The organism is Neobacillus sp. DZ-9 (genome assembly GCF_059587065.1).
The window spans coordinates 164666-189359 of record NZ_JCAIOL010000005.1 but is presented as its reverse complement, the minus strand read 5'-3'; the positions used below and the strand labels follow the sequence as shown (position 1 = coordinate 189359).

The window sequence follows — 24694 nt, the reverse complement described above, 5'->3', positions numbered from 1 at the left end:
ACCATTGAAAAAAATAAAGGGCCAACGAATAGACGCAATATTATAAAAATAAGGAAGTGAAACGACTTCACTTCCTTGTTTCTAAAGTTTTTTCATTTTTAAAGATAAAAATAAATGAGAAATGGTGTAATCAATGACATACACATTGCTGCTGTGATCATCGCGATACTTCCCATCGTACCTTCTACTTCTCCCCAATCAAACGCGCGTTTCGCTCCCATTGCTTGAGCAGATGTTCCCAAGGCCAGCCCCTTAGCAATTTTACTCTTGATTCGTGTGTACTTTAATAATCCTGGTCCAATAAATAGTGAAAAAATGGCTGAAACAAAAACAAAAGAAACGGTTAAGGATGGAATCCCCCCTAGTGATTGTGAGATAGAAAGGGCTATTGGGGCAGTAACAGATTTGGGAATCATCGAAATCATCATTTCTTGATTCATATGCATTAACTTAGTTAGCCATACTATAGAAGCCACACCTGTCAACGTACCAGTCATTACTGCACAAACAATTATGAAGAAATATTTTTTAATCAAAGCAAATTGTTTATATAAAGGGACAGCAAGTGATACCGTTGCTGTTCCCATTAGCAATGAGAAGAGGTCAGTTCCAGAAGTGTATCCAGTAAAATCGAGATGAAAAAGGGTTAGAACGCAAATGATAAAAACCGTACAAGTATATAACGGATTAAGCCAAGCCTTTTTAAATTTTTGAAAAACCAGTACCCCAATTAAGTAACTTACAACTGTAATAAAAGTACACAATAGAATATTATCAATCATTTTCTCCATTTCGTTTGCTCCTTTTACTATTAGTTTCAATAATTTCAGCAATTATGGCTGTTATTAACAGTACGACCAGACTACTAACTGCTAAAATCGTCGAAAGCTTTACCCCTTCATGTCGAAAAATCCTGGTAAAATGCCATATACCTACAGCAAAAGGAATAAATAGAAGAGTTATATGTTTGATATGCAGCTGAGCCACTGACTCCACCCATCTTAAATCACAAATTCTTAATATCAAGGCTATGAATAGTAATATCATACCGACAAAACTTCCAGAAAGCGGGAGACTAAACCAAGTTACCAGCCCATTTCCCAATAGATAAAAAAAGAGAATTGTTAAAAACTGAACAACATATCGAACCATTCTTTTGTACCTCCAATACCTATGGAAACAGCAAGAATCGTTTTCCTTTTTGTAAGTATGTCATACGAATAACGGAAATTCATTATTGTTGTCAGGATTCCTTACTTGGAATTTTGCTGAAGAAAAAGAAAAATGGCAGAAAAACTTACATTTCTTTTGTCCATCTTCTAGTTGACATAATTTTCGAATAATATAAGATAAAATTTAGTAGTGCGAAATAAATAAGGGGGCAAAAGCATGGAAAAAACAGTTGAAAAACGGCTAAATCGCTCAGAAATACAAGAGGAACTGACTTGGAATCTCGATGATTTATTCCCGTCAGAGCAGGCATGGGAACAAGAATTAAACGTAATTGAAAAGGATATTTCTCAGTTTGCTAGATTTAAAGATACATTACATACTGGCTCTAAAGCCTTATTAGATTGTTTAGTCGCACAAGAACATCTTTCGATGAAAATTATTAAAGCTTGGACTTTCGCGAGCTTGAAACAATCTGCAGATGGAACTGATCCCAATCATCAAGCCAATTTGGCTAACTTCTTTTCCTTACGAACAAAAAGCATTGCTGCCCTGTCCTTTATTGATTCGGAAATTCTTGCCCTTGAGGATGGTATGGTAGAAAAATACCTACAGCAGGAACCTGAGCTCCAACCTTTTCGTAAAAATTTATTAGAGCTGCTTGAATCGAAAAAACACAAGCTATCGGCAGAAACAGAGGAGGCACTGGCTGCAATTGGTGAGCTGCAAGGTGCGCCCTACCAAATTTATCAAATGAGCAAATTAGCTGACATGCAGTTCACATCTATTAAGGACCCGAATGGTAACGACTTGCCTGTATCGTTTGCTTTATTTGAGAACCGTTATGAATTTTCACCAGACACTGAAATTCGGAGAAAAGCGTATAATTCTTTTGTTTCCACACTTAAGCAATATAAGAATACAATGGCAGCAACATATTCTGCAGAAGTCATAAAGCAAGTCACCTTTTCCCGCCTGCGGAAATATGATTCCGTCACCCATATGCTGCTAGAGCCGCACCAGGTATCACTAGAAATGTATAACAATCAAATTGACATTATTTATCAAGAGCTCGCCCCGCATATGCGCCGCTTTGCCCAACTGAAACAGAGACTTTTAGGTTTGGACAAAATGCTTTTCTGTGATTTGAAAGCGCCATTGGATTCGGATTTTAATCCTTCGACGACATTCGAAGAAGCTAGCCAATTAATTTTAGAATCACTTAAGATCATGGGACCTGAATATACCGAAATCATTGAACGGGGATTCAAGGAAAGATGGGTTGACCGCGCTGATAACGTTGGAAAATCTACTGGCGCCTTCTGTTCTAGCCCATATGGTTCGCATCCATATATTCTTATCACTTGGCAGGATAATATGCGCGGCTGTTTCACCCTTGCTCATGAATTCGGTCATGCCGGACATTTTTATTTAGCCAATAAAAATCAGCGAATCATGAATGTGCGTCCCTCAATGTATTTTGTAGAGGCCCCTTCCACCATGAATGAAATGCTTTTAGGTCAGCATTTGCTTTCTAATACAGAAGATAAACAAATGCGCCGCTGGGTGATTTTGCAATTGCTGGGAACGTATTATCATAATTTTGTCACCCATTTGCTGGAAGCAGAATATCAACGCCGCGTATATGCTCTCGCTGAAGAAGGTAAAGCGCTAACAGCCAAAATATTAACAGAATTAACAAGTGATGTCCTGACCGAATTCTGGGGAAATACGGTTGTGATTGATGAAGGTGCAGGCCTAACATGGATGCGTCAGCCTCATTATTACATGGGCCTATACCCATATACCTACTCTGCTGGCTTGACTGTTTCTACAGCTGTGGCCCAAATGATAAAAGAAGAAGGTCAGCCAGCTGTCGACCGTTGGCTTGACGTAATGCGAGCAGGTGGAACAATGAAGCCATTAGAGCTCATAAAGCACGCTGGTTTAGATATGTCGACACCAGATCCAATCCGTAAAGCAGTTGCTTATGTGGGGTCATTAATTGATGAACTCGAACAGTTATATAACTAACGTAAAAAAACCCATGAGATTCATGGGTTTTCTTTTTGACTTAATTTTCTACAAGATTCAAAATTGTTGCTTCATATTCAGATAATGCTTCATCTAGAATTTTTAATCCCTCATCAATTTGTTCTTTTGTGACGATTAACGGTGGAATCATTCTAATTACTTCGCTATGATTTCCGCAAAGGTAAAATAATACCCCTTTTTCAAGCGCCAAATCAAGAATTTTTAACAATGCCTTGCCATCCGGATCCCCAGTTTTTGGATCAACAATTTCAATTCCAATCATTAGACCAACAGCACGAATGCTGCCGATAACAGAGTGCCTTTCTTTAATCCGCTCAAGCTGTTCAACTGCATACTTCCCCATATTCCTTGTGTTTTCGAGAAGATTTTCCTCTTTCATCACTTCCAAAGTAGCAAGTCCAACTGAACATGCAATTGGATTACCGCCAAACGTTGTCCCATGACTGCCAAGCGGCCATTGCTTCATTAAATCACTCGATGCGACAGTTGCACTTAAAGGGAGACCAGAAGCGATCCCTTTTGCAATTGCCATTATGTCAGGAGTGACATCAAAAGTTTGTGCCGCGAACCATTCACCCGTACGTCCAAATCCAGTTTGGACTTCATCAAAAATGAGTAAAATGTTATGTCGGTCACAAATTTCACGGACTCTTTTCAACCAGCCCTTTGGTGGAACGATATATCCGCCTTCTCCAAGGACCGGTTCTAAAATAACACATGCCACTTCTTCCGGAGTAACTTGATGACTAAATAGACTAGCAAAATCTTTTTCTAGTTTTTCAATAACAAATGCTTCTGGATCTTTACCTTGCGGACACTCTTTCACATTGGCATAAGGAATTTGATAGGTTAGACCGGATGGCTGCATAAATTTTCGGTATTTACTTTTTGAAGTGGTGACACTTAACGCCCCTAATGAACGGCCGTGGAAACAACCTGTAAAAGAAATCACGTAAGGCCGTTTTGTAACATATTTTGCGAGCTTAATTGAACCTTCTATTGCTTCTGCACCACTGTTTGCAAAGAAAAAGCAATCTAGGTCCCCCGGTAATATTTCGGCTAGCTCATCTGCTAATCGTAAAATGGACTCGTACATAATGACACCAGAAGGTCCATGCATTAACTCATCGGCTGCATCTTTAATCGCTTGAACAATTTTTGGATGCCGGTGTCCAACATTGGTGACAGCAATTCCGGATGTAAAATCAAGATATTTTTTTCCATCAACACCGTAGTAATAACAGCCCTCTTCTTTCACAACAGGTAGATTCGGATGGTCCTTTGCCATACTAGGAGCAAGACGATTTGGCATATTTTTCACAAGATGTTCCCAATTTTTCCCCATATTTTTTGATCCCCCAATAAGTAATAATAACTTGTAAAATTTATTATTTGATAGATTTTAAACTTTCTTCCCTGATTAGAGAGAGTAATTCTTCCTTATACTCTGCAAATTCCACGGTCGCCTTCACACTGAAATCTCTTGGTCTTTCTAAGGTAATCGGAACCTTCTTCTTTAATCGTCCTGGTCTTGCTGTCATCACATAAACAGAGTCTGCCAAGAAAATAGATTCATCTACATCATGGGTAATGAATAAAATCGTCTTTTTTGATTCTTCCCATGCTTTTAATAACACTTCCTGCATGATGTTCCTCGTTTGCGCATCTAAGGCCCCAAACGGTTCATCCATTAATAATATTTTCGGATCGTTTGCTAAAGCGCGGGCAATTGCGACACGTTGTTTCATACCACCTGACAATTGAATCGGATAATGCTTCTCAAAGCCTTCCAGACCAATTAATTGCAAATAATGACGTGCCACATCGTCCCGTTCTTTTTGTGAAATTCCTTTTAACTTTAAACCAAAGGTAATATTCTCTTTAACGCTTAACCATGGATACAAGGTATAGGATTGAAATACCATTCCACGGTCAGGACCAGGTCCCTTTATTTCATCCCCATCTAGGAGGACTTTACCTGATGTTGATTCTTCCAATCCTGCAACGATTCGCAAAACGGTTGATTTTCCACACCCAGATGGACCTAAAATCGTCACAAACTCTCCTTCTTCAATCGAAAAGGAAGTCTTTTCTAATGCTGTCGTTTCTCCGCTTTTTGTTTTAAAGATTTTACCTACTTCTTTAATTTCTAATTTTGGTTTACTAATTTTAGGAAATATCGGTTTTACTTTTTCTATTTCTTTTACAACTGGAGTCACCATCCTACAAACCATCCTTTCTCATCCACGAAAACGAAGCGCGGTAAATGGCTTTAAAAATAATATCGGTTATGAGGCCTAATAAACCAATGATTAAAATCCCCACGATGATTTTATCTGGCTGTAAAAACCTTGATGCTTGCATAATCATGTAACCCAATCCGCTTGATGCACCGACAATTTCAGCTACCACTAAATAAGTCCACGCCCATCCAAACGTAATCCGAAGGGTGTCGACAATTCCTGGCAAGGAAGCTGGGAGAATTACCTTTGTAAAAACCTGTGCCTTCTTGGCCCCTAAAGTATAGGAAACATCCACCAAATCATTTTGAACGTTTTTTGTCACATCCATAACCATTAACGTAAGCTGAAAAAATGTTCCTAAGAAAATCACACTCATTTTTTCAGCCTCTCCAAGACCAATCCATAAAATCAATAAAGGGATGAAGGCTGAAGCTGGCATATAACGAATAAATCCGATGACAGGTTCAAATGCCCCTTCCATAATCCTCAATGATCCCATTAAGATTCCTAAAGGAATTCCAATAATGGCAGCAATAAGAAACCCCATTAACACCCGCGAAAAACTAATTCCAATATCTGAAAGAATGTCTCCGTTAACGAATAAATCAACGGCTGTAGCTAACACTGCTGACGGACTTGGTAAAAATAGAGGATTCACCAACTTACCGTAGCTTAGCACGGACCATACCAATAATAATAGAAGAAACGTAAGAAAGCCTGCTGATGTATAAAGCGGTTTAGATATTTCTTTATTAGGAGTTAATAATTTAGCTAACATTAAATCACCTATTTTCTCTATTAATCTTTTATAAAAAAGCCTAACCTATAAGGCAGGAAGAACACCTCATGAGTCAGGCTTCATAAAAATCCTATTTTCTATTTTTGAAAGCTTGGATTGATAACATTATCCACTTTTGGTTCTTTGTCAATTATCTTTTGATCTTTGTAAAACTTAATTGCATTTTCAGCTGATTGATAAATGTCACCTTTTGCACTTTCAGTTCCGAAAAGTTTTTGATTATCCTCTTTGGAGAAAAATTTTAATCCGGTTACTGTTCCTTCAAATTCTTTTAAATCGATTTTTAGACCTTTGGCCATAATTTCGTTTGCTTCTTTCTCATGCTCTTTCCAATATGTCATCGCTTCACCCATCGCCTTAACAAATGCTTTTACATCTTCGGGACGGTTTTTGATAACATCTTCCTTAAAGCTGACCGTATCGACAATAATTCCAGGCAGATCCTTTGTTGTTAACAATACTTTTCCGTTTGCTTGTGATCCCTTTGTTAACCAAGGCTCCCATGTTACCGCTGCATCAACTTTACCGGCAGCAAAAGCGGCTCCTGCATCTCCAGCTGACATTTGAACGACTTGTACATCTTTTTCTGTTAATCCGCCTTGTTTTAATGCTTGGAGGGCAAGCATATGGCTTGTAGATCCTACTTCAAATGCAACCGTTTTTCCTTTTAAGTCTTTTACACTATTAATATTATTTTTCACGAGAATCCCATCTCCGCCGTGGGAATCATCCAATAACCAAACAACTTGAACCGGAATATTTGAAGCCGCTAAAGATACCTGGACATCAAGCGCCGTTGCCATTCCATCAATTTTTCCACTTGCCAGCGCTTGTTTTCGTTCGCCTAATCCTTCAACAATAGAAAGGTCCACATCAATACCATTCTTTTTGAAAAAACCTTTTTCCTTGGCTAAAAATAATGGGCCATAACCCGTCCAAGTTGGCAGCGTCACTTTCAATGGTTCAGACGACTTTCCATTCTTGGAATTGCCCGAAGCTTCCTCTTTTCCGCATGCCGCTAACGCTAGTAATAACATCATCGAACAAACAACCATTAACCATTTTTTCATTACTTTTTCCCCCTTTATATTTATAATGAAATACTTAAAAACTCTTTTCCTATTCTATCCGCTTGTTTTACAGCTTTTATCACCATTTCCGGTGTGACATCAAACGGCATGTTTGCCATATCTTCAATCGTGACGGTTATTTCACCTAGCTTTTCCCATTGATAATCGGTTAATTCCTTTATACCCATATGCTCCAAAGTAAAGGGAAGTCCGATTTCTTGATAATAACGAATTAAGTTTGGCAGCTCTTCTTCCTTCGATTCCATACATAATTGCGCAAGGATTCCGAAGGCGACAATTTCACCATGATACGATTGATGACATTCCGGAAATATTGTTAAGCCTGAATAAATGGCGTGGGCACCTGCTGTCCTACAATCATCCCCACCGTACCCGCTCACACTTCCGCTTATTAAAATAATCGTATCGACACAATCTTCAAAAGCTTTCGTCAAAGTAAGGGATTCAACAGATCGAATTGCTTCATGACCAATTTCATGTAGAGTTTTATAAACTTGAGCTGCTATCGCAAAGGCGGTTTGATTTAACGCAGTTGAATTCGCTTTTTTTATAGTAGCCCGTGTTTCAAACCATTTTGCAAGCGTATCACCAATCCCCGCTATTAAAAAGCGAACGGGAGCTTTTAAAAGGATGGTTGAATCTACTATGACTAGTTCTGGAGCCTTCGACTCCCTCCCAATACCAATAAATTCACCTTCATCGTTATAAAGAATAGAAATAGGTGTTGCCGCAGCACATGTGGCCGCTATGGTAGGGATGACAACCAATGGTTTATTTAGTTTGAATGCCACAGCTTTAACCGTATCAATGGCTTTGCCTCCACCTGTTCCAATCAAAACATCGAATTCTTGGCTCTGTAATTTGTCTACCAGTCTATTAATATTGGTTTCAGAAGATTCTCCACCATACCAAAGGGAGGGCAACATAGACATACCTTCTGCGGACAAACTCTTTCTTAATGTGTCTTGTACAATATCTACACTAACCTGTCCGCCAATAAGTGCAGCAGTTTTTCCGAAATTTTTTATGTACGATCCAACCGCTGTTAATATACCGGCCTCTCTTACATACTGTCCAGGTCCTACAGTCACTTTCATATTCCATCCCCCTTACATTATTGAAAAATCATAAGATATATAACATTCTTTTAATATAAATATTCAAAATTCTTATGTCAATATAGATTTTTAATATTCAGTAATTAATTGTTTATAGATAAATGGAAATAAATATACATACCTCTAATTATTTAAATATATTTTCCGATTATTATTGTTGTATAAATATTAATTTTATACTATTAATAACTCTCTTTTCCGCCCCCATCCTCCACGTAAATTTTTCTTACAATTAACAATAAATTATGCAAGTTTTATGCCACTTTTTAATCTATTTCATATTTTCTGAGTTTTCTAAACACTGATGGTTGACTGATGCCTAATGCTTTGGCGATTTGAGTCATAGTTTTGTAACGTTTTCTAGCTTTAAACAATACTTGCTTTTCAACGCTTTCAAGTATTTCATCCAATGAGCGATTCCCATCTTCAATCGTTGCAACCTCTTGGTATGTCTTTCGATAGCGTTCAGGCAGGTTTTCTACTTCAATTAACTGCTTAGAGGACGTAACCACTAGCCTCTCAATTAAATTGATTAACTCTCTTACATTCCCCTTCCATTCATTTGTCAGCAATAAATGAATAACACCTTCATCTAGGGCTCGTTCTCTGTCATATTTATCAGAGAAATACTTTAAAAAGTAGTCAACTAAGGGAATAATGTCCGTTGAACGTTTTCGTAATGGAGGGATGGTGATAGGTACAACATTTAGACGAAAAAAAAGATCCTGGCGAAACGTTTTTTCCTCAATCGCTTTCTCTAAATCTTTATTTGTGGCTGCTAAGATACGGAAATCAACATTTCGGACCTTTGTTCCTCCGACACGATAAAACTGTTTTTCCTGTATAAACTTCAATATTTTTACCTGATTAGCTAACGACAGCTCCCCAATCTCATCCAAAAATAATGTCCCACCCTCTGCAAGCTCCGCTAAACCTACTTTTCCTTTATTGCTTGCACCTGTAAAGGACCCAGATTCATAACCAAAAAACTCTGCCTCAAATAGTGATTCAGGGATCGCCCCACAGTTCACTTCAATAAATGGACCATCTTTTCTAGGACTTTTATTGTGAATAAATTTCGCAATGTGCGATTTCCCAACTCCTGATTCACCAAGAAGTAACACATTTACATCGATTTCAGCTACCTGTAAAGAAAGTTGTAAAACCTTTTTCATTTCATCTCCGCTTGCAATCATGCCTTCAGTAAAGAAATGAAGATTTCTAAGCATTTCAAGCTCACTTTTTACTCTTTCCATTTCATCTTCCATATCGGTTAAATATTTTTGCATATTTAGTAACTCAGTAATATCATGTGAATAACTAACGATTCGCACAAGTTGATTATCCTGATTGAATACCGGTATCCCAGTAACCAATAATTTTTTCCCATCATTTGTAGTTTGAACAATTGTAATTTTCTTCTTTTCTTTTAACACCATGGGGGTCAAGATTGGTGTAAAAACTCCTTCTTTTTCAAGTTCATAAACCGACCTGCCAACCATTTCATTCGATTTTAAGTTATAAATACCTTCGGTGGCTTCACTTACTTTCAAAATAATCCCATCCGTATTCGTCACTAGAATATCATCTTGCAATGAGTGCAGAATGGCTTCACTTTCGTTCCAACTATTTTTTTCATTGACCATAAAAAACTCCTCCTCTCACCATCTTTTATACTAGTTCATTTATTCAATTTTGAATAAATGAAGAGAAAAATCCACCAATAATTCAGTTATATCAAATAATTAATTGATTTTATACAATTTTGAATATTTTATTTATATTTGAATTGAAATATATAACCTTTTCCTTTCCCAATACTTTTTATTAAAAAATGAGAATTCCATCAAATACATTAGTAAAGGAACATATTTATTACTATTACAGCTCCATTAATAAGGAGGTTTTCATGCAAAATATTTCTCTTACCATTCATAAACTGCATCCTGAAAATAAAGAAACACCTATTCAGTTTATTGAGACAGACATTCTTCCACCTAAATTATTTTATCGGAGAAACCATTTCTCCTATCCACCGCTAACCACTTCTAACTATTGGTTACCTATCAACGGTCATGTTCAAACAACCAAATTATTTTCAATGGAGGAGATTCTTAAGTACCCTGCAAAAACCATTAAGGTTGCCCTGGAATGTGCAGGTAATAAGCGAGGCCTATTCGAACCAAAGGTATTTGGAGAACAATGGGAAAAAGGAGCAATGAGTCAAGGCTATTGGAAAGGAGTATCTTTAAGAACACTGCTTGTGTTAGCCGGAATAAAAGATGGTACAAAAGAAGTTGTCGTGGAAGGATATGATTACGGAAATAGAACCGACTTGGACGGTGTTTTTACTTTCAAGAGAAGCCTTCCCTTAGATAAAGCCATGCATCCAGACACCATCATAGCCTACGAATATAATAATCATCCAATTTTATTCAAGCATGGCTACCCATTAAGGTTAATTGTTCCTCATTGGTATGGTATGGCTTCAGTAAAATGGATTAAACAAATAACCTTAATCGATTCTCATTTTACTGGACCATTTCAATCAAAAGACTATGTTTATTATCCATATAAGAATAATGATGAAGGATCCTTCCCCGTAACAGGCTTGAAGGTGAATTCAACTATTCAAAAACCGCTTAATAGAGACACCCTCCGTAAAGGCAAACATATCATTAAAGGAATTGCGTGGACAGGTAAGGGCGATATTACTAAGGTTGAAATTAGTACCGATAAAGGTCAAACGTGGGCATTCGCTGTTATAGGTCATCATAGTCGAGGAAACTACGGCTGGGTCCCTTGGTCATATGAGTGGGACGTTAAAGTAAATGGTGAATACACCATCATATCCAAAGCAACGGATTCCTTCAATCGCATCCAGCCATCAAATCCTTTTTGGAATCGAAATGGGTACGGCTACAATGCATGGGATCAAATCACGATTAAGATTGAATAGGGTGTCAGGCACCGTTGATGGTGCCTGACACCCTATTCTTGATTATTGAACCTTCTGAATCCGGTTCTGAATATTATAGGTAAATGGCTTTGGCTGTGCTGAAATATAATTGACGAGTGCATCTAAATCCAATGGTCCCACTTCTTTGTTTTGTGCTTTCGTAAATACCGTGAACCCGTCCCCCCCGCCAGAGAGGAAGATGTTTGCCGTCACTGTATAAGGGGTATTTGGATCAAGCACTGTTCCATCTGGGAGCTTCATGCTCACTACCCTTTGTCCAATTGGTTTATTAGGGTCCCACGAATAGGTTAAACCAGAAATTTGCAGCATGGTCGTTTTCGTCCCCCACTGCTGTTCGAGCAAGTCTCGAATCTGCTGTCCTGTCATTGTCATCTTGACAAGCTCATTATTAAAAGGCTGAACAGTATAAACCTCACCCCAGGTGATATCCCCTGCATCAATATCTGCGCGAATACCGCCTGGATTCATAAACGCAAATTGAGTGCCCATCGAGGACCGTTGAGCATCAGCGATAAGGTCTCCCAAGACGGATTCCCCATTTCCATTTTGCAGTGCCGTTAAAGGAACAGAGGTAGACCCGACCACCCGATTTACGATTGGGGCAATTTTTGCTTCATAGCCTTCAATAATTTGTTTAATCTCCGGGTCTGGTTCGATACCTTCTTGAAATGTTGTGACGATTTCTGCTCTTTTTGAAACAATATCCTTTGTTTTAGGGTCGATTTCGATATCCACGTCAGAAAATGCCGTTCCATATGAATAGGATTGAACAATTAATTTATTATCAATGGTGGCATTCATATACGCATGGTTATGTCCGCCAAATATAATATCCACTTCGTCATCGACACGATTGGCAATATCGACTAGCTGCCCTGTTGGATTTTCTCCATTTGGTCCTGATGAACCAGGGTTATGTGCTAAAACAATAATCGATTTCACACCTTGCTTTTTTAATTCTGCCACGTTTCGATTAATGGCTTCTACTTCATCTGTGAATTTTAATCCCGCCACTCCGCTAGGGACCACAACTGTAGGAGTTTCGGTAGTAACCACTCCGATAAAGCCAATGGACATTCCGTCTACTTTTAAAACTTTATAAGGCGGTAAAATCGTTTTTCCTGTTTTTTCATCTATTACATTTGCTACGATCCATGGAAAATTAGAACCCGCAAAATTTCCCGTTTTAGGATGTGTTCCCCCGTTAATCAGGCGGAGAAGTTCTTTTACTCCCTCATCAAACTCATGGTTTCCAACCGTTCCAATATCAAAGCCAAGTTTATTTAAGATTTCAATAGTCGGTTCATCCTGTAAAAGAGCGGAAACAGGCGGACTTGCCCCGACCATGTCACCAGCCTGTACAAATAGCGTGTTCTTATTCTCGGCTGCTCTTTGCTTTAAATAAGCTGCAAGATAGTCGACACGCCCTGCTGGCTTTCCATTAACTTTCCTTGTAACATTTAATTGACCGTGCAGGTCATTAATACCCAAAAGCTGTATTTGTTTAAATCGACTATTGGCTGCTTGTGGTTTTGGTTTCTTAAGTTTTGTTTCTGGCCTGTTTGATTTATGACCATGGTACTCTTCTGATAATCCTTGATCACCTGTACCAGTTGTCTGCTGTCTGCTTGCCTCTACATCTTGACGCTTGCTTAAATTTGCATCATCCAAAACATGGGCGGAAACATCCTGATTTCCAGTCCATCCTGCAATAGTTAAAATAATTAAGGACATGAACGACCTATTGATCCATCCCATAATATTCCTCCTTTGGTTAATCTTAAAAAGACAAAGGTATTTTTCGCTTATATTTGGAGGAATATACAGCGTTCGATTGGAAAATAAAAAGGCAGAATCTAGTGGTATCCACTTAGATTCTGCCTTTATTAATTTCCTTTAGCAATAAGGCTTTGGTAAGCAATGGATGTTCTAACTTCAACCGTTAATCTCCCTTTTCCGTAAATGGTTTTAATTAAAATCGGAACACCCTTCGTGTTCTGAAATCTAAAATCTGGCCCTCCATATGAGACCGTGGCATCCCGTCCTGCAGGTACATATCCCACTGACAATGAATGATGATGTTTTTCCACATAACTAATGCCTATTTGATCGACTGCGTTAAATAAAGTGGAAGAGGTTTGGCAAATTCCTCCGCCAATACCATCGACTAATTGCTTATTGACGATTTCCTTTGCCTTTTGATAGCCATGCGCGGCATCACTCGGACCAACTGTTGTATTAAAGGAGAAATAGTCACCAGCACCAACAATGACATTATTAATAGCTTGAGAAGACAACTCAATATTTTTTGACCGCCCGATTACCCCGCTGTCAAATCTGGTTGAATAGCTCGCCACGACCACTTCATTTAAATGGGCAGCATCCTCTGGTTTATAGCCGCTTTCCGTGACATAAAGTGGAAGCTCAACGTCACCGCCATGAACCGATGCCGCCATTACTTTTTCCACTAACTCGGATTCTTCTAAAATAACCTGAGGCTTTCCTTTTATGATTTGTCCATTCGCATCAATCTTGTCAAGAATCATTCTCTGATCGTAGCCATGCGTTGTTGGTGTCCCCCTTGCCATTTCGTTTGCCCATTTCCCAATTTCCTCTTGATAAGTTTCTTTATTGGTATCATAGCCCATTTCAAGAGGAAGAAGGGTCTTTATAATCGCTTTTGTTTTTGGATCAACGATATTAACCGTGATAGGCTTTTGTTCTTCTTCCTTGACCGTTTCTTCCTGAGGTTTTGTTTCAGGCTGCTTTTGCGGCTCTGTTACCTTACTCTCTGGTGGTTTTGCAGTTGTTTTATCTGTACATCCAGTTAACCCTATTAAACTACTAATTAGTAATATTGAGATTGCACGTGATTGCTTACCCATTATAGTAGACTCCCTCTTATTCTTTAAAATCCCACTCACCTATCCTATTCAGGGCAGCATGTTTAAATTACTTCTAAAATTGAATTAGATGATATTTCAGAAATGCAAAAAGCCCCTGCTTTTGCAGGAGCTTCATAATGTATGAATTGTTATTTAATTAACGGCGTTTATTATTATTAGCCTTTGAAATTCTTCCTAATAAAAAGGCGCCTGCAGCTACACCGATAATGGTGTTCGTTTTCTTATTAAATACTTGTTTAGCAACAAGATTTAAATTCTGAGGTCTTTCTGCAAGTCGTCTCATGAAATAGCCATACCAGTCATTTCCGAAAGGAACATACGTACAGAAGTTGTAGCCTTCTTTTGCCAGGTCAAGCTGCATGTCTTTTCTGAAACCATAGAGCATTTGAAACTCGAATTTATCATTTGGAATATCGTTCTTTTTAACAAATTCCTTCACATGATTAATGATACGGTGATCATGAGTAGCAATCGAAGTAAATTTTCCGTTGACTAAATGCCATTCGATTAATTTAATGAAGTTTTTATCAATATCTTTCTTATCTTGGTAAGCGTACTCTTCAGGCTCTTTATAAGCGCCTTTTACGAGACGTAACCGATAATTTTTGTATTTTTCAAGGTTTTCTTGCGCTTCGTAGAAGTAAGCCTGAATAACAGTACCTACATTCCCATATTCCATGGACAATTCATCTAATAAATCAAACGAAGGCTTTAGATGACCGTAATCCTCCATGTCGAAATTAACAAAAATCCCGTAGTTGTTCGCAAGATGAACGATTTCACGTAAATTGCCTAAGCAAAAAGAATAATCAATATCCAATCCTAATTGAGTTGGTTTTAAGGAAATATGAGCATCGACGTTATTTTCATGAATGGCCTCAATGACCTTAAGAATTTGTTCTTTAGCCTTAGTTGCCTCTTCTTTTTCAAAAACAAACTCGCCAAGATTATCAACTGTAGCTGAAATACCGTGCGCATTCAATTCTTTAATGCTTTTAATCGTTTCTTCGATAGTGGTCCCGGCAACAACACTTTGCGCTCCTAATTTAAGCCCGTATTTCTTTGCAGCACTATTTAGAAATTGGTTTTGTGATAAACCCATAAAGAAATCTTTTAACATTACAAAAACTCCTTTGTTGTATGAATAGAATCATTATAGCATACGCTTTCATAAAAAATGATTTTGCGAATTTTCCTACTATAATTAATTCATATTCATTATTTTTGGTTAGTCCTATTTAAATTATATATAGCTTGATAATATTGATTATTTCACCATTGAATAGTATAGCTCTTTTTCGAAAAAAATTATTCAAAATGACTGTGTTAAACTTGGCTGTTGATTTGCGCTCCAATCAACAGTGTTAAAAAATCAACAATAACCCTTAACACAGCCTTCAAATTAAAAGACTGCCGAGTGACATTCGGCAGCCAAAAGATTTATCTTCTATTTCGATTTCGTAGGAATGTTGGAATATCAAGCGTTTCCTCAGGTTCCATCCATTGTCTTCCATTTTCAGGCACCGCTTCTTCACTAACCTTCTGTTCTTTTATCGTTTCTCTTTGTGAAGGCGGCTTTGACCCTAACAGGTTTGAAGCCTTGTTTAATCTAGAGCCTTCTTTATCATCAAAACCAGTAGCAATAACCGTAATCATGATTTCTTCCTTTAGACTATCGTTAATGATAGAACCAAATATCATGTTTAATTCATGATCTGCGGCAGAAGCGACAATATCCGCTGCCTCCTGTACTTCATACAAGCTTAAATTGCTTCCGCCTGTAATATTCATGAGAACACCTTGTGCCCCGTCAATGGACGTTTCGAGTAACGGACTGGAAATCGCCTTTTTGGCAGCTTCCACAGCGCGATTAGGACCTTTTGCAACCCCAATCCCCATTAAGGCCGTTCCCTGGTTAGACATAATGGTTTTAACATCAGCAAAGTCAAGGTTTATTAATCCTGGGACGGCTATTAAATCCGAAATTCCTTGGACACCCTGACGGAGGACATTATCGGCTTCACGGAAGGCTTCGATCATAGGCGTCTTTTTATCGACAATCTGCAATAAGCGGTCATTCGGCACAATAATTAAGGTATCAACCGCGTTCCTCATAAACTCGATTCCGCTTGCTGCGTTTTGTGCACGCTTTCTTCCTTCAAATCCAAATGGGCGTGTGACAACTCCAATCGTTAATGCGCCGAGGTCATGAGCAATTTCTGCAATGGCTGGCGCTGCTCCTGTTCCTGTACCGCCGCCCATTCCTGCCGTGACGAAGACCATGTCAGCTCCTTTTAATACCTCTTCTAGCTGTTTCCTGCTCTCCTCTACGGCTCTTCTGCCGACTTCCGGATTGGCACCTGCTCCTAAGCCTCTTGTTAATTGAGCACCAATTTGCATTTTAATCTCTGCTTTTGATAGATTAAGAGCCTGGGCATCTGTGTTAACAGCGATGAATTCAACCCCTTGTACACCGCCTTCAATCATTCGGTTAACCGCGTTATTTCCGCCGCCGCCAACGCCTATTACTTTTATCCTTGCGATTTGATCTATATCCATATCCATATCCCACATGTTCATTCCTCCAATTTATCAAAACCTATAATGTAACTAATCGGAAAATAATAGAATAATTCCCTATAATTAGAAAAGGTCATTGTTATGTAATTTTAGATACTTTTTAATATTTTAGCAAAATTATCGTGTTTTTTATATAGTCCTGAGGTCATTCTCCACCAAAAAATGATAAAAAAAGCTGTCGAATGACAGCTTTTTTAAGAGGTGCGTGAAATGATGGACGAATCTTGGAATTCTTTATACTTTTTATATTTTATTGGCTGATGAGCATAATAAACTTTTACTTGTGCAGGTTTATCACAAAATGAACATTTGATATGGTAGGAAGCCTTGCTAATATGGGGAATATCTAAGAATGATAATACTTCTTTCATATGACTGTTACAGGCCCACATGATCTCACCCCTATAAAAATTATTTTGCCGTTGTTACTTCCTTTTGCAGTTTATCCGGCTTTCTTTTTTTCACTTGTTCGGTAATTTCGTCATCCCATGAAATAGAGATGTCGCCGTTTGTCACAAATGTTTGGCAGCCTAATCGATACCCTTCCCCTAACCACTCTTCCCCCAATTTTCTTCTTTCTTGGATCTTTACATTATCAAGGAATTCAGCTCCATTTTCCGCTTTAAAAACGCATGTGCCGCAGATTCCTCCGCCACATCGATTTGGGAGTTCTCCATCGTAACGAAGAGACATTCGCAAAATATTAGCATTCTCCGGCACCTCTAATTGTTTGTTACTGTTTATGAAATTTATTTTTGGCATGTCGTTTTCCTCCCTTAGATTCATCTTCTTGGTATACAATATACCATAATTTTAATTTTCAGACAATACAAAACTTTTGTTTTATTATTCTATTTTATTAAAAATGAAGACCACAAACCGGTAATGGTGTGGCCTTCGCAAGCTTAAATGGGAGATTTTAATTTATCCTTTTTATTAAGCTTTTCTTTTACATTTTCCATATAGGTGATATATGCCTTTTTAGAGTTTTCAATATGAATTCTCATTAAATACTCAGCCATATCCGATTCCTTATCCCGTAAGGCCTTCATGATATCGATATGTTCCTTTAATGATTCTTTTCGTCGCCCAGGAGTTTCGTACCCCATATTCGCGGCCATATGTATATAATCGATCAGGCCGGAAAGAATTTCGAATAATTTAGGACTTTTTGAAGCTTTATTGATCAGTTGATTCATTTGAATATGTTCAAAATTAAAGTTCTCTTCCGCCAGCCTTTCCAATTCAATTAGTTCTTGGATTTTTTGATCTAATTCGAGTTGGGTACTCTTATCCATCTTTTGTGCTGCCAACTTTACTGCCAAAACCTCCAATGATGAAAGGATGGTAAATACCTCAATGACTTCTGTTTCAGAAATGTTCGTAACCACGACACCTTTCCTGGGAACAGTTTTGACAAAGCCCTGTGATTCCAGCCGGAACAAGGCTTCTCGAATTGGGGTACGGCTAATATTTAATTTCCCCGCAAGCTCTCTTTCGATCAGCCGGTCTCCCGCTTTAAATTCTCCCTCTAGAATCATTTCCTTTAAATATAGATAGGCATGTTCTCGTATTGATAATAAATTGTTTTCCTCCCATCTTGTTTCCATTGCTCCACCCGCTTATTTATTATAGTATTTTCCTTAAGTTTATCCGCTTAAGATAAAAAAAACCCTCCATAAAACAATGCACATACAATGACCAGTGAAGGATGAATCTTTAGCCTGATTAATGCGAAATAGCTAATGCAGGCTAAGAGTAAAAGATGAAAAACACCACTTTTTTCAAACGCGGTTAAAAAGAATTGATAGGCCATTACGGCTAGTAAAATGGCAATAATCGGCTGAACTGATTTTGTCATCAGTTTGATTTTAGGAGAATCCTTAAATAGATTGACAAACTTAAATAACACAATTACAGCCAGAGCGGAAGGAAGAATTGTGGCTGCCAGCGCAATAATGGTACCTGGAATTCCTGCCAATTGATAACCAATAAACCCTCCCATTTTCGTGGCAATTGGTCCCGGTAAGGCGTTTGCAATAGCTAATATATCACCGAACTTTGAAACACTCATCCAATGATAATGATTAACAACTTCATTCTGAATTAATGGAATCGTTGCAGGCCCGCCGCCGTAGCCTAATAAATTTGCAATAAAAAATGACCAGAAAATATGCCAATAAATCATGAGCTTTTTTCCTTTCTCTGCAAGAGGACTTTCGTATCGGGTGCAGTTGCTTTTTCTTTTCGGTCAGCAATCCAATAAGCAGCAATCAGAAAAACGGCGATTAGAATCCCTGGATGTAACCCAAGAAATTGAACAAATACCAAAGAAACGGCCGATAGTATGACCATTTTCGATAATCCTAAGCCTTTGCGTCCATTTTGGAAAAATCGGTAGGCCATCTCCAATAACATAAATCCTATGACAGGCGTTACCCCCTGTACCATTCCGCTTACAATTGGAGATTTTCGAAAGGAATAAAGCACCCCAAGCAATCCAATCATGGCAATGATGGATGGAAGAATGTGTGCAAGGATGGCAACTGTTGCTCCTAACGATCCTTTCACTTTGAATCCGATATAAGCCGCCATTTTTGTTGCAATCGGACCCGGTAACGTATTGGCTAACGCCAAAATTTCCCCAAATTCCTCTTCTGTCATCCATTTATATTTTTGAACAGCTTCAAATTCAATCAACGGAATCGTAGAGGGACCGCCTCCATATCCAGTAACACCTGTGCGTGCAAACCCTATAGCCAACTCAACATATGGTTTCAGTTGATTCTCCCCCTTTATTAACAAAATTCCCCGTTGATTAACATGGACCCCATTCTGCCTTTGAAACAAAGAATGAGGTCCAGCTTTCGTTATTTTTTTATATCAGCATCAGTTATGACCTCAAGGCCATCACCTTCTACAAACTTTTGCAATGCTGCTAATGCAGCAGTACCAACGGCTGTATCTTGTTCGCCGTTTCCTCCGCTGACACCAATTCCCCCTACAACTTCACCATTAACCACAATCGGGAAGCCGCCAACAAAGATGGCAAATTTGCCAGGGAGCATCTGATTAATACCAAACGCTTCATTTCCAGGGAGAGCAGGACCATTTGGCTCTTTGTTAAATAAATGGGTAGACCGTTTATGACCGGAAGCCGTGTAAGCTTTCGCAATCGCAATTTCTGGACCAGTGATGCGTGCACCGTTCATGCGTTCCAGCGCAATCAGGTTCCCTCCATCATCCACAATAGCAATGGTTTCTAGCACATTGATTTCCTCTGACTTTTTCTTAGCCGCCTCAATCAAGATTTTTGCTTCTTCTAATTCTAATTTTAAAGCAGTTTTCATGTATGAATCTCTCCTTAATAGCCAATATAGACTGTTTTTAATTGGGTAAAGAACTCTAAGCCGACTCTTCCAGATTCACGGAAGGTGGAGGTGCTTGATTTTTTCAGCCCTCCAAAAGGTGCGTTCATTAAGTTGCCCGTTGTCGTACGGTTCACCTTAACGGTTCCAGCTTGAATATCCTTTGTAAATTGGTTGGCAACTTTTAAATTATTGGTGACGATGGAAGCAGATAAACCATACTCAACATCATTCGCAATGGCGATGGCTTCTTCATATGTATCTACTTCAATCACAGCAATCACAGGTCCAAAAATTTCTTCTTTGGCAATTCGTGAATCCGGATTTACATTCGTAAAAATCGCTGGCTGGATATAGTACCCATTTTGGTACTCACCCTCTGTTAAGGCATTACCGCCAAAAGCCAATGTGGCACCATCTTCTTTACCATATTGAATATACTTTAAAACATTATTAAACTGTTTCTCATTGGCAAGCGGGCCTATTTTTACGCCTTTTTCAAATCCATTTCCAATTTTAAGAGCGCTGGTTTTTTCTATAAGCTTTTGAACAAATGCCTCTTTCACTTCTTTTAAAACGATCACACGGCTTGTTCCTGTACACGCTTGCCCGGTTAAGGAAAAGCCTCCGTTTACAGTCAAGCTTGCGGCCAAATCAAGGTCTGCATCGTTCATAACGATGAGCGGATTCTTGCCCCCAAGCTCCATTTGTGTGCGAGTTGTAAAAGATGCTTTTCGATGGATATCTTCCCCGGCACTAGTAGAGCCTGTAAAAGTGACTGCCCTTACAGAAGGATGGGTTACTAATATATCACCCACATCTGAAGCTTTTCCTGTTACGAAGTTAATGACGCCTTTTGGAATACCGGCTTGATATAAGGCTTCGACTAATCGAAATGCAATTAGTGGTGTATCTGACGAAGGTTTGAAAACAACGGTATTTCCAGTAATTAAAGCAGGTGCTATTTTTCTGGCTGGAATTGAAAGGGGAAAGTTCCACGGAGTAATGACACTCACCACTCCAAGCGGCTCTCTTTCAGTCGATACCTTCATATTCGGATCATCATTCGGGAAAGTTTCACCAGTAAAGGTCTGACCTTCCACTGCATAAAACCGGAGCGTTTGCGCTGAACGAAGGACCTCATTTTTAGCATCATCAATATGTTTGCCTTCTTCGCGTGTTAACTCTTCGGCCAACTTAGCGGCATTTAGTTCGAGAATGCTGGCTGCCTGATTTAAGATCGCTGCACGTTTAGATGGTGCCGTTTGGGACCATGCCGGGAAGGCTTTTTGCGCCGCCTCTATCGCCAATCGGACATCCTGTTCATTTGAAGCTTGGAATACCCCCACAATTTCTTCCTTATTAGCCGGGTTTCCACTAAAAAACGTCTTTTGGCTAACAGATTCCTGCCACTCTCCATCTATTAAGTTATTGAATGTTTCTACTTTTGTAGTTAGCACATTTATCACCATCATTTCTTTATAAAAATAGCCGCCATTTAAACCTTAAACTGCAAGATTAAATAGGGCGGCATGTAAAGGAAGCGGATTCAAAAATGTCCATTTTTGAATCCGTCTTATTATTAACGAGCTTTAAGATTATTTCGCTTCTACTAAAGCTCCCAAATCCTGCTCTAAGTACTCTCTCCATAATCCATCCATGTACATGCGGCGCATTTTTGCTCCTGTTCTTACAACTTCCAAGCAGCGTTGCTGTAATTCTGGAGTATCGGCATGATCTAGAACGATTTTGTAACCACGCTCACCATGGATTTCATCAGAAACGATGTGTAAATCGAAGAATTCAATTTCTTCATCTGTAAATCCATATTGTTCACGTAATGCAGGAGTCTGCTTCCGGTAAATATCAGGAACTTGAGATTCTAAGCCAACAACTAAAGCAGCAGTGGCAACAACAAAGTTTTCACGTGCGGCAACCGCGAAACACCAGCTTTGAAGCCCTAATGTAGTAGGAGCCATATTATCAGGATTAACAACGCGTTCACGGGTAGTTCCACATGCTTCAGCGAAACGAATCAGCAAATCAGTGTGACGGTCAGCAGCAATTTCTTCCTCATACATATTTTGTAGAGTGAAATCCTTTGCAGCTTCAAACTTTTGAGCGGTTGGAGTGTTGTGGTAAATATACGCTAGATAGTCAGCGAAAGGTCCAACATAGTGGTAATGGTTTTCAGCCCATTTTGCAAAGTGTTTTCTTTCTAATTTCCCTTCAGCCCACGCTAATGTAAAAGGAGCCTTTTGGCTATGATTTCCTTTAATCGCTTCTTCCAGTTGTTTGCGAAATTCGTCTTTTGATAATAATTCTGTCAATTTGATCTCCTCCTCAATGTTATGTAGCTGTCCCAAGTGGTACTTGGTACTTGGTATTTGATATTTTGTATACCAAGAGAGGGTAAAAATAAAAGATTGATAGAATTTATCTAGCCCTCTTTAACATTTTTGCTTATTTGGTATACCCTTGAATAAATAGTATCCTATTTTTTATCGTTTGTAAATATAATTTTTAGAATTTTTAAAAGATTGTTATAATCTGATAATTGGTTTCTGGCAGATCTATTAATGCGTTTCTACTTCTATCTTTAATAATTTGTATAGCTCTTTCGAAAGGTTCTCCAATGATTCTTCGACAATTTGCCTGCCAATTTCCCAGCTGGCTTTAGTCGCATCACCGATACAACCATTTTGGGTCATTTCTTCATAATAATAAAACCCTTGGATGGCATTCCCCGGTCTTAGCTGCTTCCATCTTCCATCTTCCTGAATATCCCCTTTTTCAAGTAATTCAGGCCGCACGAGCTCTGGAGCCAAATATAAGGCTTCGGAAACTTCACGCTCACAGCTGTGGCCAAATAAAGTTGAAGTAACATAATTCTTAATCGATTGTTTAGCGGATGCTGTTGTTTTAGCGTAATAAATTTCAACTTCCAGTTCTTTTGTTAATGTCATTGATGCCACATTTAAAGTAGATTGGTTGCCGCCATGTGAATTTAATAATAAAAACTTTTCGATTCCATGATGTTTTAAAGACGAGATCATGTCATGTAATATTGCAATTAAGGTTGTTGGCTCAAGCGAAATGGTTCCCGGAAAATTTAAGTGATGCTGGGAAACACCCATATTTATGGTTGGAGTGACTATGCAAAAGGGAAACATTTTTTCCCCAAGCCTTTTAGCCATTCTTTCTGCTAAAACTGCATCACAACTTTCGGCCATATGAGGACCATGCTGTTCATGAGCCCCGATAGGAATGATGGCAAATTTAGCACTTTTTAATGCTCCCTCTACCTCTTTCCAAGTCATCCTGGTTAAATCGTAACAATCCATTACAAATCACCTGCAATTTTATTTTTGTATATTGTATACCAATAAATGGAACAAAAAATTATTTTACTTGAATTGCCGATTGTTTTTTTGGAAGCGGTACCAAAATATTTTCTTGAGAGATTTCGATATTTTGCTGAATAGTTAGTTGGCAGGTCAAGCGATATCCTTCGTTTACCTTATCTCCGAGCATTTTTTCTTCCTTCCAATTCGGTGGTGCTAAGTCCTCTGCTCCATCGATCACAATGCACGTGCATTTTGTACACCGCCCCATTCCACAACCGTACTTTAACTTTGGTAATTGGCGTGTAGCTGCCAGCACGACTAAGTTGGCATTCTCCTTTACTTCTTGTTCAACAGTTGTTCCATCAACATGGAGGATCACTCTAGGCATAAAACTTCCCCTTTCCGTTTATTCTAAAGATTTTGACTCTTTCCTGAAGTATACAATCTTTTTCTTAGAGAAGCAAACTAGTTTTTTAATTATTTTAATATTTAGAATATACTGTTGAATATTTCTACAACATCAGATAAAATACAAATAAGCAGTTTGGTATACAATGTTCCTAGGAATGATGTCCATATTATGAATCTACCTTTGAACGGTTACCAATAAAGTCTAATAGATTATTTAAAGGAGTGTTCAAATTTGGGAAAATTTGTTGTGCTGACGAATAAAGAAACTTTTCAAACGATTTTAGAAAACGATGGTCTAGAGCCAGTTGAAACGTATCACTTCTTTTTCTTTGAGCAATTACGAGCTAAATATACGATTGCAAAGGTTCTAGATGAAAGCGCTAAAATTCAATTATTTGAAAAATTTGAAGGAAAAGAATATGTAAATCATATCGCGGTAAAGTTTTTTGAGAGGTTTGAAACAATTGAAGCGGCACGTGAGGAATTAAACGAGATCGTGAAAGCATCAGGAAACAGCGAGGATTCAGTTAACTCCAAGTTAGTCAAATCCGATGAAGTAGCGGTATAATTTTCTACCATGACGATTCATATATAAGTCCGGAGAGAATATGACGTCTCTCCGGTTT

General features: G+C 38.5%; 24 protein-coding genes. 3 read left to right on the top strand and 21 right to left on the bottom strand.

What is annotated here, in order from left to right; all coding sequences use genetic code 11:
* Positions 1-98 precede the first annotated feature (98 nt).
* Together AC59HZ_RS15860 and AC59HZ_RS15855 are read right to left on the bottom strand one after the other, a co-directional pair.
* Complete coding sequence (locus AC59HZ_RS15860; protein WP_496546769.1) at positions 99-791, bottom strand: LrgB family protein; 693 nt, start codon at positions 789-791, stop codon at positions 99-101.
* Entirely contained in the window at positions 775-1152 is a 378-nt protein-coding gene (locus tag AC59HZ_RS15855) for a CidA/LrgA family protein (RefSeq protein ID WP_496546768.1), read from the bottom strand. Before AC59HZ_RS15855 ends, AC59HZ_RS15860 begins: the two co-directional genes overlap by 17 nt.
* A 237-nt stretch (positions 1153-1389) precedes the next feature.
* On the opposite strand from AC59HZ_RS15855, the gene pepF reads away from it, so the two are divergent.
* The gene (gene pepF / locus AC59HZ_RS15850; protein WP_496546767.1) at positions 1390-3204 is read left to right on the top strand and encodes an oligoendopeptidase F; all 1815 of its coding nucleotides are present in this window, start codon (positions 1390-1392) and stop codon (positions 3202-3204) included.
* 40 nt (positions 3205-3244) lie between these two features.
* Here pepF and AC59HZ_RS15845 read toward each other — a convergent pair whose 3' ends face one another.
* From AC59HZ_RS15845 to AC59HZ_RS15820, 6 genes are all read right to left on the bottom strand, one after another.
* Positions 3245-4570, bottom strand: coding sequence for an aspartate aminotransferase family protein (locus AC59HZ_RS15845; protein ID WP_496546766.1), 1326 nt, complete (start codon positions 4568-4570; stop codon positions 3245-3247).
* Positions 4571-4613: 43 nt separating this feature from the next.
* Positions 4614-5447 (bottom strand): ABC transporter ATP-binding protein, encoded by an 834-nt coding sequence (locus AC59HZ_RS15840; RefSeq protein WP_496546765.1) that lies wholly within the window; start codon positions 5445-5447, stop codon positions 4614-4616.
* A gap of 1 nt (position 5448) precedes the next feature.
* Positions 5449-6246, bottom strand: coding sequence for an ABC transporter permease (locus AC59HZ_RS15835; protein ID WP_430063072.1), 798 nt, complete (start codon positions 6244-6246; stop codon positions 5449-5451).
* 98 nt (positions 6247-6344) lie between these two features.
* Positions 6345-7337: an ABC transporter substrate-binding protein gene (locus AC59HZ_RS15830; RefSeq protein ID WP_496546764.1), complete on the bottom strand. Its 993-nt coding sequence runs from the start codon at positions 7335-7337 to the stop codon at positions 6345-6347.
* Between the two features lie 20 nt (positions 7338-7357).
* A complete protein-coding gene (locus AC59HZ_RS15825; protein ID WP_496546763.1) occupies positions 7358-8455 on the bottom strand; it encodes an iron-containing alcohol dehydrogenase family protein in 1098 nt (365 codons plus the stop codon).
* A gap of 287 nt (positions 8456-8742) precedes the next feature.
* Positions 8743-10122, bottom strand: coding sequence for a sigma-54 interaction domain-containing protein (locus AC59HZ_RS15820; protein ID WP_496546762.1), 1380 nt, complete (start codon positions 10120-10122; stop codon positions 8743-8745).
* A 263-nt stretch (positions 10123-10385) separates the two neighbouring features.
* On the opposite strand from AC59HZ_RS15820, the gene AC59HZ_RS15815 reads away from it, so the two are divergent.
* Positions 10386-11435 (top strand): sulfite oxidase, encoded by a 1050-nt coding sequence (locus AC59HZ_RS15815; RefSeq protein ID WP_496546761.1) that lies wholly within the window; start codon positions 10386-10388, stop codon positions 11433-11435.
* 42 nt (positions 11436-11477) lie between these two features.
* On the opposite strand, the gene AC59HZ_RS15810 is transcribed toward AC59HZ_RS15815, so the two are convergent.
* From AC59HZ_RS15810 to AC59HZ_RS15750, 13 genes are all read right to left on the bottom strand, one after another.
* A complete protein-coding gene (locus AC59HZ_RS15810; RefSeq protein ID WP_496546760.1) occupies positions 11478-13214 on the bottom strand; it encodes a bifunctional metallophosphatase/5'-nucleotidase in 1737 nt (578 codons plus the stop codon).
* A gap of 128 nt (positions 13215-13342) precedes the next feature.
* Complete coding sequence (locus AC59HZ_RS15805) at positions 13343-14341, bottom strand: VanW family protein (RefSeq protein ID WP_496546759.1); 999 nt, start codon at positions 14339-14341, stop codon at positions 13343-13345.
* A gap of 157 nt (positions 14342-14498) precedes the next feature.
* A complete protein-coding gene (locus tag AC59HZ_RS15800; protein WP_496546758.1) occupies positions 14499-15482 on the bottom strand; it encodes a proline dehydrogenase family protein in 984 nt (327 codons plus the stop codon).
* A gap of 320 nt (positions 15483-15802) precedes the next feature.
* Complete coding sequence (ftsZ, locus tag AC59HZ_RS15795) at positions 15803-16936, bottom strand: cell division protein FtsZ (RefSeq protein WP_496546757.1); 1134 nt, start codon at positions 16934-16936, stop codon at positions 15803-15805.
* Positions 16937-17353: 417 nt separating this feature from the next.
* Positions 17354-17704 carry a 2Fe-2S iron-sulfur cluster-binding protein gene (locus tag AC59HZ_RS15790; RefSeq protein ID WP_496546756.1) on the bottom strand — a complete coding sequence of 117 codons (351 nt, stop codon included), beginning with the start codon at positions 17702-17704 and terminating at the stop codon, positions 17354-17356.
* Between the two features lie 143 nt (positions 17705-17847).
* Entirely contained in the window at positions 17848-18552 is a 705-nt protein-coding gene (locus tag AC59HZ_RS15785; protein ID WP_496546755.1) for a GntR family transcriptional regulator, read from the bottom strand.
* Between the two features lie 47 nt (positions 18553-18599).
* The gene (locus AC59HZ_RS15780) at positions 18600-19130 is read right to left on the bottom strand and encodes a chromate transporter (protein ID WP_496546754.1); all 531 of its coding nucleotides are present in this window, start codon (positions 19128-19130) and stop codon (positions 18600-18602) included.
* Positions 19127-19747: a chromate transporter gene (locus tag AC59HZ_RS15775; protein ID WP_496546753.1), complete on the bottom strand. Its 621-nt coding sequence runs from the start codon at positions 19745-19747 to the stop codon at positions 19127-19129. The genes AC59HZ_RS15780 and AC59HZ_RS15775 overlap by 4 nt, the downstream gene beginning before the upstream one ends.
* Before the next feature lie 65 nt (positions 19748-19812).
* A complete protein-coding gene (locus AC59HZ_RS15770; RefSeq protein WP_496546752.1) occupies positions 19813-20292 on the bottom strand; it encodes a GlcG/HbpS family heme-binding protein in 480 nt (159 codons plus the stop codon).
* Between the two features lie 14 nt (positions 20293-20306).
* Entirely contained in the window at positions 20307-21785 is a 1479-nt protein-coding gene (locus AC59HZ_RS15765; protein ID WP_496546751.1) for an aldehyde dehydrogenase family protein, read from the bottom strand.
* A 123-nt stretch (positions 21786-21908) separates the two neighbouring features.
* Positions 21909-22640 (bottom strand): iron-containing redox enzyme family protein, encoded by a 732-nt coding sequence (locus AC59HZ_RS15760; RefSeq protein ID WP_430063029.1) that lies wholly within the window; start codon positions 22638-22640, stop codon positions 21909-21911.
* A 246-nt stretch (positions 22641-22886) separates the two neighbouring features.
* Positions 22887-23654 carry a creatininase family protein gene (locus AC59HZ_RS15755; protein ID WP_496546750.1) on the bottom strand — a complete coding sequence of 256 codons (768 nt, stop codon included), beginning with the start codon at positions 23652-23654 and terminating at the stop codon, positions 22887-22889.
* A 58-nt stretch (positions 23655-23712) separates the two neighbouring features.
* Entirely contained in the window at positions 23713-24045 is a 333-nt protein-coding gene (locus AC59HZ_RS15750; RefSeq protein ID WP_496546749.1) for a 2Fe-2S iron-sulfur cluster-binding protein, read from the bottom strand.
* 255 nt (positions 24046-24300) lie between these two features.
* On the opposite strand from AC59HZ_RS15750, the gene AC59HZ_RS15745 reads away from it, so the two are divergent.
* Positions 24301-24636 carry a hypothetical protein gene (locus AC59HZ_RS15745; protein WP_496546748.1) on the top strand — a complete coding sequence of 112 codons (336 nt, stop codon included), beginning with the start codon at positions 24301-24303 and terminating at the stop codon, positions 24634-24636.
* Positions 24637-24694: the final 58 nt, after the last annotated feature.

Excerpts from the sequence above, each read along its gene's own strand:
- ftsZ (WP_496546757.1), bottom strand. The coding sequence starts at position 16,936 with ATGTGGGATATGGATATGGATATAGATCAAATCGCAAGGATAAAAGTA.
- AC59HZ_RS15790 (WP_496546756.1), bottom strand. The coding sequence starts at position 17,704 with ATGCCAAAAATAAATTTCATAAACAGTAACAAACAATTAGAGGTGCCG.
- AC59HZ_RS15780 (WP_496546754.1), bottom strand. The coding sequence starts at position 19,130 with ATGATTTATTGGCATATTTTCTGGTCATTTTTTATTGCAAATTTATTA.
- AC59HZ_RS15855 (WP_496546768.1), bottom strand. The coding sequence starts at position 1,152 with ATGGTTCGATATGTTGTTCAGTTTTTAACAATTCTCTTTTTTTATCTA.
- AC59HZ_RS15860 (WP_496546769.1), bottom strand. The coding sequence starts at position 791 with ATGGAGAAAATGATTGATAATATTCTATTGTGTACTTTTATTACAGTT.
- AC59HZ_RS15750 (WP_496546749.1), bottom strand. The coding sequence starts at position 24,045 with ATGCCTAGAGTGATCCTCCATGTTGATGGAACAACTGTTGAACAAGAA.
- AC59HZ_RS15785 (WP_496546755.1), bottom strand. The coding sequence starts at position 18,552 with ATGGAAACAAGATGGGAGGAAAACAATTTATTATCAATACGAGAACAT.
- AC59HZ_RS15835 (WP_430063072.1), bottom strand. The coding sequence starts at position 6,246 with ATGTTAGCTAAATTATTAACTCCTAATAAAGAAATATCTAAACCGCTT.
- pepF (WP_496546767.1), top strand. The coding sequence starts at position 1,390 with ATGGAAAAAACAGTTGAAAAACGGCTAAATCGCTCAGAAATACAAGAG.
- AC59HZ_RS15840 (WP_496546765.1), bottom strand. The coding sequence starts at position 5,447 with ATGGTGACTCCAGTTGTAAAAGAAATAGAAAAAGTAAAACCGATATTT.
- AC59HZ_RS15845 (WP_496546766.1), bottom strand. The coding sequence starts at position 4,570 with ATGGGGAAAAATTGGGAACATCTTGTGAAAAATATGCCAAATCGTCTT.
- AC59HZ_RS15825 (WP_496546763.1), bottom strand. The coding sequence starts at position 8,455 with ATGAAAGTGACTGTAGGACCTGGACAGTATGTAAGAGAGGCCGGTATA.
- AC59HZ_RS15770 (WP_496546752.1), bottom strand. The coding sequence starts at position 20,292 with ATGAAAACTGCTTTAAAATTAGAATTAGAAGAAGCAAAAATCTTGATT.
- AC59HZ_RS15820 (WP_496546762.1), bottom strand. The coding sequence starts at position 10,122 with ATGGTCAATGAAAAAAATAGTTGGAACGAAAGTGAAGCCATTCTGCAC.
- AC59HZ_RS15830 (WP_496546764.1), bottom strand. The coding sequence starts at position 7,337 with ATGAAAAAATGGTTAATGGTTGTTTGTTCGATGATGTTATTACTAGCG.
- AC59HZ_RS15810 (WP_496546760.1), bottom strand. The coding sequence starts at position 13,214 with ATGGGATGGATCAATAGGTCGTTCATGTCCTTAATTATTTTAACTATT.
- AC59HZ_RS15765 (WP_496546751.1), bottom strand. The coding sequence starts at position 21,785 with ATGATGGTGATAAATGTGCTAACTACAAAAGTAGAAACATTCAATAAC.
- AC59HZ_RS15800 (WP_496546758.1), bottom strand. The coding sequence starts at position 15,482 with ATGTTAAAAGATTTCTTTATGGGTTTATCACAAAACCAATTTCTAAAT.
- AC59HZ_RS15755 (WP_496546750.1), bottom strand. The coding sequence starts at position 23,654 with ATGGATTGTTACGATTTAACCAGGATGACTTGGAAAGAGGTAGAGGGA.
- AC59HZ_RS15805 (WP_496546759.1), bottom strand. The coding sequence starts at position 14,341 with ATGGGTAAGCAATCACGTGCAATCTCAATATTACTAATTAGTAGTTTA.
- AC59HZ_RS15815 (WP_496546761.1), top strand. The coding sequence starts at position 10,386 with ATGCAAAATATTTCTCTTACCATTCATAAACTGCATCCTGAAAATAAA.